Here is an 8,269-nt window from a genome sequence, read left to right on the forward strand (position 1 = left end):
CCAGGCAGGTGACCGGAGGGGACGCGCTGGCCTGGCCGGAAGTGCGGTTCGAGGGGATCGGCTGGGTGCCGTTCTATCCGACCCCGGGGCAGGCCTCCGAGGAGGGCTCGTCGGTGCCGCCTGCCGGACAGCCCAAGGAGCGCGAGAAGGCCGACCGCGACATCGCGGAGCAGCCGCGCCCGTCCGTGCCGCCCCAGCAGCCGGAAGCCGGCGGGGAGAAGGACGGCCGGACGGCGCCCCTCGGCGGTGGCGGACTGCCCGCGTGGGCCTACGCCGTGCTGGCGGTGCTGCTGCTGGTCCTGGCTTACGGCGGCTACGCGGTCTGGGCGCCGTACCGGGTTCGCAGGCGGCGGCGCGGAGCGCGTGACCCGGCGCGGCGGGTGCTCGGCGCGTGGCAGCAGATCGTCGACCGGCTCACCGAGATCGGTCTGCCCGCCACCTCGGCGCACACCGCCACCGAGGTGGCGGCCTTCGGCCTGGAGCGGATCGGCGGACGCGGCAGTGAACAGCTGCCCGCTCTCGCCCGGTTGGTCAACGAGGTCGACTACGGGGGCCGGGTCCCCGACGAGGCCGCCGCGGACGCCGCCTGGCGGCACTGCGACGCGATCGAGGAGGTCGTCACGCGAACGGTGCCGCGACGCGAGCGGATCAAGCGGGCGCTGCGCCCGGGAACGCTGAGACGTCACAGCCGTGCGGGAGCGTCCGCGCGCGCGGGCCGCTCACACGTGCCCGTACGCGCGGGCCGCTCAGGGGCGTCCGTACGTACCGGCCGGACAGGAGTACGCCAGTGAACGCCATCCCGGACTGGGGTCCCCCCGAGGCGCCTCCCGGTGCCGGTCCGCTTCCCGCGCTGCCCGAGGGGTATCAGGCCCAGCGTGTGCTGCACTCGGGTCCGCGCGGCACGGTCGTGCTGTGCCGGGAGGGCGCCGGCGGCAGGGAGGTGGCCGTCCGGGTGCTGTCGCCGGTGGTGGAGGATCCGGCGCGCCGGCTGGCCGCGCACTCCGAACTCCTCGCGGCCGGCGCCGCGTCCGTGCACCCCTGCGCGGTCACGGTGCGGGACGCGGGGTGCACGGACGCGGGGCAGTTGTACGTGGTGACGGAGCACTGTCCGGGTGGGTCGGCGCGGGAGAGGCTGGCCGCTTCCGGGCCGTTCCCCCTCGAGGACGTGCTGGTCGTCGGCGTACGGCTGGCGCTCGCGCTGCACTCCTCGCACCGGCGCGGGGTGCTGCACCTGGATGTGCGCCCGGCCTGCGTCCTGTACGGCGCCGGGGGTGAGGCGCTGCTCACCGGGCACGGTCTTGGCCGGGTGGTACAGCGTGCCGTCCCCTCGGCGGGGGCGGACGTGGACCCGGCGTACGCGCCTCGGGAGCTGTTCGGTGGGGAGGCGCCGGGCCCGGCCGCCGACGTGTACGCGCTGGGGGTGACGCTGTACGCGCTGCTGGCGGGCGAGCCGCCGCGTGCGGGTGCCGTGCGGCAGGGCGGCCCCGCCGCCTACGAGGCGGCGCTGGCGGGAGGGCTGCCCCGGCCGCACCGGGGCGACGTGCCCGAGCCGCTGTTCGCGCTGCTGCACCGGATGACGGCTCCGTACGTGGAGCGACGGCCGCCGCTGACGGAGGTGCACCGCGTGCTGCGGTCGCTGCTCCCCCTGGATCGCGCCGCCCAGGTGCCCGACCTCCAGCCCGAGGCGGCACCCGAGGTCCCGCTCCCCGGCTGGGACCCGGCGGACGACGCGCTGACCGAGCCGCCGCCGGTGGTCGACGACGACCCGGACTCGGCCCAGGCCCTGGCCAGGCGGCGCCGGACCCGCAACCGGGTCGTCGCCGCGTGCGGTGCCCTGCTGCTGGTGGCCGGCGCCGGGCTGGCGCTGTTCCTGGTGCGGAGCGCGGGCGGCGAGGCGGACAGCGCCAAGGACCGCCCCGCCAAGAAGCCGGCGAAGTCGGCGCATCCCCTGCCCAAGGGCCAGGTGCCGGACTTCCAGGCCCAGGAGGTGAAGGTGACCCGGGTCGGCAAGCAGGTCCAGGTCGCGTGGAGCAAGCCGAAGAAGCCGCAGCCCGTCTACGGCTTCGCCATCACGGCCCAGTCTCCCGACGGGGAGACGGTGAAGGTGAAGAACACGAACGCGGACGAGCCGTCCGTGGTCTTCTCCTCCCCGCCGGTCAAGCCCGGCTCCTGTTACGTGGTGACGTCCCTGGTGCAGACCGCCGACGGCAGCGTGGGGCTGGCCTCGGCTGAGGCGGTGTGCGACCGAGGGGAGTCCAGGGCCCCGGCCGGCTGACCAGCGCCGTCCGGCCTGCCTGCCCGGTGCGGCACCGTGGCGGAGCGGGCCGGGGCGTCCGGCGGCTGCCGCGGAGGGTCACCGGGAGGAGCGGCAGGGGTCAGGGGAGGGGCACGAAGCGGCGCTTTCCCGTCGCCGGGTCGGGCGCCCCCAGGTACTGCTGACGCACGACGTGGTCCTCCTTGTCCGCTCCCGAGGCTTCGAGACCGATGGGGATGCCCTCGATCTTGAATGTGCCGCCCAGCTTGAGTTCCTGGGCGCTCCCCTTATAGGAGACAGCGCTGACCTGCCCGCGGTCGTGGGCCAGTCGGGAGAAGACGTCCCCGTCGGGGGGCGGCGGATCGGAGGGGACGACGGGGGCGGTGAGCATCGAGGTGGGCGGAGTCTTCAGCCATGTCCGGGCCGCGGCCTGCTCCTGCGGGGTGGAGTTGACCGGCACGTTGAGGGTGACGACGTGGGCGCTGGTGCCGGCGTCCTTGTAGGTGCCGGAGACGACTCCGGCGTCGGCGCCGGCGGAGAAGCCGAGCTTGCCCTCCACCGTCCGGATGAGGCGTACGGCGGTGATGTTCGTGTTGGGGTCCGGGTTGTTCTTGTCGCGGACCACCTGGATCGTGCCGCCGATCACCGTCCCGGTCTCCGCCTTGACGACCTTGCCGTGGGTCGCGGTGCCTTCCACCTTGAAGTCCCGGCTTTCGGTCACCGTGGGGCGCTCGGGGTCGATGGTGCTGGTGATCTTGGAGTAGGTGCCGTCGAACTTGATTCCCGGGGTGGTGAGGCCCACCCCCAGTTCCGCGTTCGACTCCACGCTCGCCGTGACGACCTCGAGTTTCGGCTGGCCGATCCGGGCCAGGACCTCATCGAGCTCCCGCAGCGCGAAGTACGTGCCGCCCATGCCGCCTTGGCCGTGCTTGAGCTGCAACCGCAGCAGGTAGGCCCGGTTGATGTCCTGCTGCAGCCGGTCCGCCGCGGCCTTGTCCTTGAACACCCAGGTGTCGCCCAGCTCCAGCTTGGCCGCCGCACCGATGTCGATGCCGTCGCCCAGGTCCGGTTTGTATCCCGCCCGGAGGTTGTCGATCATCGTCACGCGGTAGGTGCCGTCGCTCATCTGCTCGGTACGGAAACCGAAGCCCTCCCCGAGTTCGAAGAAGGCGATCGTCAGCTTGGCACCGGCGGTGGTCTCGTGGCTGGACGTCTTGTAGGGCACCACCTTGAAGTAGGCGAGCTGCTGCGCCGTTCTCGTGACGTCCTCGGGCAGCCCTGTCAGCGCCTCCAGCGCCTCCGGTTTGAGGTACAGGTACTGCGCGCGCTGCCCCTGCGTCAGGCCCGCCCACCAGGTGGCGACCGCGGCCTGGTCGGTGTTGTGCGGCGGTATGGCACGGAGGTCGGCGAAGCCGTTGAGCAGCTCGCCCGCGTCCAGGCTGACCGACGCCGGGGCCGCTTTCACGACCTGTTCCAGCCGGTCGCACCGGGTGCTGATGTCCGCCGCCGTCTGCCGCAGGAAAGGATCGACCGAGCCCGGAGGCGGCCCGGCGGCCAGCGCCTTCGCCGACATCGAGGACGGGAAGAGCTCCACGGGAAAGTCCGTCACCGGCGAGGCGGTGGGCAGAGGCAGCGGCACGCCTCCCGGCATGGAGAGGGTGCTCAGCAGCGGCTGGAGCTCCGCACTCGTGCTCACTTTCCGCGGCGTCAGCTCCCCGGCAGCCGCCTGCAGGACCTGCGTCATCTGGCGGTGCATGGGGGCCATCGAGCCGGCCACCGAGTCCAGGTACCCGGCCAGCTCCCGCACCCGTGCGACATCGAAGCCTCGGAACTGGCCCATCACTCGCCCCCTTTGCCCGCTGCGACGGCCTCCTGGTCCAGCAGGTCGGCCTCGTGGTCCCAGTGCTGTGCGGTGGCGCGCAGCCCCTGCGCCATGCCGTCCAACGACCTGCGCCGGTCGCGCAGTGCCGCGGTGACACGCTCGGCGTACGGCCCGAACCACACGCCGTCGGCGCTCGCCTTGGACAGCCCCGTGTCCAGGGCGGAGCCCAGCGAACCCGCCAGGTTGCGCGCCTTGTCCGCGTGGTCGCGCAGGCGCTGAGCCCGTGCCCGCGCCTGCTCCGGGGTCTCGCCCGGCCTCATCGCTCCCATCTGACCCCCCGTGTAGCTCCCTACGCCGCGCCATCGGCGGTCGGCGTACTGGCAAGCGTAAGACGAACTGTCCTGCCCGGGCGCGCTGTTGCATGATTGCTACGCGGAGCGGAGCGCATCAGTGCAATGACCGGTGATTCTGGGACACGGACACTGCATCGGCCGACCGGGGGGCTCATATGGAACTGCGGCTGACCGCCGTCGACACCGCGGGCGGGCTCCGCGCTGACCTGCTGGTGGACGCGGAGCCCGACGCCGCCGTCGGGACCGTCGCGCAGGAGATCGCCCGGCACGTGGGCGGAGGCGGCCCGGGAGCGCCCCCCGCCCTGCACGTGGGCGGCTACCTCCTCGATCCGGCGCTGCCGCTGGCGGACTCTCCCGTGCGGGACGGGGCGACGGTCTCCCTCGGGACGCCCGGCGCTTGCCCGCCGCCGCAGGCCCAGGGGACGGTCGAGGTGCGAGTCGTGGGCGGGCCCGACGCCGGGCGGGTGTACCGGCTCGGGCCCGGTGTCGCCGTCGCGGGCAGCGGGCCCGAGGCCTGGGTGCGCCCCGCCGACAGCACGCTGCCCAGCTCCGCCTTCGAGATCGATGTGGCTCTCGACGGTGCGGTGACCGTCAGCCCGGCGTACGGCAGCGGCGTGACGATGGACGGCGAGCAGGTGGAGGGGCCCACCAGTTGGCGCCGCCGTGGCACGGTCGCCGCCGGGCACTCGCTGTTCGAGCTGAGTGAACCGGTCTTCCCCGACACCGCGCTCAAGCCCTCGCAGGACGGCACGGGGCTGGACTACAACCGGCCGCCGCGGATCAGACCCTCGGCCCGCACGACGCAGTTCCAGTTGCCGCCCAGGCCCACGCAGTCGGAGACGCGCCCCATGCCGTGGGCGGTGGCGCTGGCACCGATGCTGGCGGCCGTCGCCCTGGTGGTGCTGCTGGGCAGCGCCATCTACCTGATCATGGCGGTGCTGACGCCGGTCACGCTGGTGGCCAACCACTTCTACGACCGCAGGCAGGGCCGCAGTTCGCACCGCCGCAAGCGCCGCGAGTACGAGCAGCAGAAGGTCTCGATCGAGTACCAGGCGCGCAAGGCGATGGCTCAGGAGACGGCCGCGCGCCGGCTCGCCTGCCCTGACGCGGCCGAGCTGTACCTGACCGCCACGGGGCCCAGGCAGCGCCTGTGGGAGCGACGGCTGGAGGACGACGACTTCGGAGTGCTCCGCGTCGGCACCGGGGCGCTGCCGTCCGAGGTGGAGGTGAGCGACCCCAACCAGCAGGAGCACCTGCGTGCCGAGCCGCGCGTGCTGCCCGACGTCCCCGTCCCGGTGCCGCTGCGCACGCACGGCATCCTCGGCGTCGCGGGCCGCGGCGAGTTGCCCCGGGCGGTCGGACGCTGGCTGGTCGCCCAGGCCGCCGTGCTGCACAGCCCGGCGGACCTGAGCGTCTGCGTGCTGACGGACCCGTCGGGCCGCGAGGCCTGGGAGTGGGTGCGCTGGCTGCCGCACGCGCGGGGCCGCGAGGGGCACAGCGCGGTGGCGCTGGTGGGCACGGACATGGAGAGCGTCGCCCGCCGGATCAGCGAGCTGCTGGGCCTGTTGGGAGCCCGCCAGGAGGCGCTGGGCCACGGGCGGTCGGGGGCCGAGGCCCGGTGGCGCGGCCCGTGCGTGCTCGTCGTGCTCGACGGCTCCCGCCGGCTGCGTGCGCTGCCGGGGCTGACGCAGCTGCTGAGGGAGGGGCCGCGCTGCGGCATCCACCTGGTGTGTCTGGACGCGGACCGTGGGCTGCTGCCCGAGGAGTGCCGCGCCCTGGTCGAGGAGGACCACTTCGGGCTGTTGCAGGTCGCGCAGTTCGGGGAGCGCCCCGTGCAGTCGGTACGTCCCGACTGCGTGCCGCCCGCCTGGTGCGAGACCGTCGCGCGCGCCATGGCGCCGGTGCGCGACGTGAGCGAGAAGGAGGCGGGCGCGCTGCCGGATTCCTGCCGGCTGCTGGACCTGCTGGGTCTCGAACCGCCCTCGGCCGAGGCCATCGCCTCGCGCTGGGCGGTGGGCGGGCGCTCGACAGCGGCGGTGGTGGGTGTCTCCTTCGACGGTCCCTTCACCATCGATCTGGTGCGGGACGGGCCGCACGGGCTGGTCGCGGGCACCACCGGGTCCGGCAAGTCGGAGCTCCTCCAGACGCTGGTGGCCTCCTTGGCGGTGGCCAACAGGCCGGACGCGATGAACTTCGTCCTGGTCGACTACAAGGGCGGCGCGGCCTTCAAGGGGTGCGAGCAGCTGCCGCACACCGTCGGCATGGTGACCGACCTGGACTCCCACCTGGTCGAGCGGGCGCTGGTCTCGCTCAACGCGGAGGTGCGCCGTCGCGAGCGCGTGCTGGAGCCGGTCGACGCCAAGGACATCGAGGCCTACGAACTCGCCACCCGCAGGGACCCGTCGCTGGCCCCGCTCCCCCGGCTGCTGATCGTCGTCGACGAGTTCGCCTCGATGGCCAGGGAGCTGCCGGACTTCGTGGCCGGCCTGGTCAACATCGCCCAGCGCGGCCGGTCCCTCGGCATCCACCTGATCCTGGCCACGCAGCGGCCCAGCGGCGTGGTCTCCCCGGAGATCCGCGCCAACACCAACCTGCGCATCGCCCTGCGGGTGACCGACAACGCGGAGAGCCAGGACGTGATCGACGCCCCGGACTCGGCCGCCATCGCCAAGGACACGCCGGGGCGCGCCCTGGTGCGGCTGGGCGCCTCCTCGCTGCTGCCGTTCCAGTCCGGGCGCGTCGGCGGGCGCAGGCCGCAGGCGGCGGCGTCCACCACGACCGAGCCATGGGCCGCGCCGGTGGAGTGGGCCGGGCTGGGTCACCCCGCACCGGCCCGGCCCCAGCTCGCGGGGCAGGAGGACGACGACCCGCTGACCGACCTGGCGGTGCTGGTCGCCGCCGTCGGTGAGAGCGCCGCCGCCATGCGGTTCCCCGCGCCGTACCGGCCCTGGCTCGAACCACTGGCCGACCTGGTGACGGTCGCCGACGTACCGCGCCCCGCGGAAGGCCGCCGTGGCGACGTACCGCCCGTCGTCTTCGGCGTCACCGACGTACCGGCCCGCCAGGACCGCTCGCCGCTGACACTGGATCTGGTGGACGGGGATCATCTCCTGCTGGTCGGCGGACCGCGCTCGGGACGGTCGACGGCGCTGCGCACCATCGCCACCGCCCTCGCCGACGTCTCCTCCCCCGCCGACGTCCACCTCTACGGCGTGGACTGCGGCTCCAACGCGCTCGTTCCGCTGTCCGTGCTGCCGCACTGCGGAGCGATCGCCACCAGGGACCAGACCGACCGGCTCACCCGGCTGCTGGGCAGACTGCAGGCGGAGATCGTGCGCCGCCAGCAGTTGTTGGCACAGGCGGGCGCGGCCGGTGTCGCCGAGCAGCGGGCCGCCGCGGCGTCACCCGAGGAGCGCCTGCCGTGGATGGTGCTGCTGCTGGACGGCTGGGAGAGCTACACCGCCACCTTCGAGTCGTACGACTACGGCAAGCTCATCGACGCCATGACGCAGCTGTTCCGCGAGGGCCCCTCCGTGGGGCTGCGGGTCGTGATGACCGCCGGGCGTGGCGGCCTGTCCGGCACCGTCTCCTCGTCGTTCGGCGACCGGCTGATCCTCCGCCTCGCCGACCCCAACGACTACACCACGGCCGGGATGACGCCGCGGGACGTGCCCTCGCACCTGCCGCCCGGCCGCGGTGTRGKSSTTGGGGTCGGCGAGGCGGCGGATCAGCCGGTCGCCGAACGACGAGGAGACGGTGCCGGACAGGCCGCCACGCCCGGCGGTCATCACGACCCGCAGCCCCACGGAGGGGCCCTCGCGGAACAGCTGCGTCATGGCG

At 73.9% G+C, this 8,269-nt stretch carries 4 protein-coding genes and 1 pseudogene; 3 read left to right on the plus strand and 2 right to left on the minus strand.

Going from position 1 to position 8,269, the window contains the following annotated elements; genetic code table 11:
- Both AB8Z75_RS27740 and AB8Z75_RS27745 read left to right on the plus strand, forming a co-directional pair.
- Positions 1-791 (plus strand): DUF4129 domain-containing protein (locus tag AB8Z75_RS27740; protein ID WP_369206682.1); only part of this gene is annotated, 791 nt, incomplete at its 5' end.
- Complete coding sequence (locus tag AB8Z75_RS27745) at positions 788-2,275, plus strand: serine/threonine-protein kinase (protein WP_369206684.1); 1,488 nt, start codon at positions 788-790, stop codon at positions 2,273-2,275. The genes AB8Z75_RS27740 and AB8Z75_RS27745, both read left to right, overlap by 4 nt.
- A gap of 100 nt (positions 2,276-2,375) precedes the next feature.
- Here AB8Z75_RS27745 and AB8Z75_RS27750 read toward each other — a convergent pair whose 3' ends face one another.
- Positions 2,376-4,094, minus strand: coding sequence for a hypothetical protein (locus AB8Z75_RS27750; protein ID WP_369206686.1), 1,719 nt, complete (start codon positions 4,092-4,094; stop codon positions 2,376-2,378).
- Positions 4,094-4,405, minus strand: coding sequence for a hypothetical protein (locus AB8Z75_RS27755; protein WP_369206688.1), 312 nt, complete (start codon positions 4,403-4,405; stop codon positions 4,094-4,096). Before AB8Z75_RS27755 ends, AB8Z75_RS27750 begins: the two co-directional genes overlap by 1 nt.
- A 1,916-nt stretch (positions 4,406-6,321) precedes the next feature.
- On the opposite strand from AB8Z75_RS27755, the pseudogene AB8Z75_RS27760 reads away from it, so the two are divergent.
- Positions 6,322-8,007 (plus strand): annotated as a pseudogene (locus AB8Z75_RS27760) (FtsK/SpoIIIE domain-containing protein); the annotation flags it as partial.
- Between the last annotated feature and the right edge of the window lie 262 nt (positions 8,008-8,269).

It is taken from the genome of Streptomyces sp. PU-14G, assembly GCF_041028275.1.
Lineage (GTDB): Bacteria > Actinomycetota > Actinomycetes > Streptomycetales > Streptomycetaceae > Streptomyces.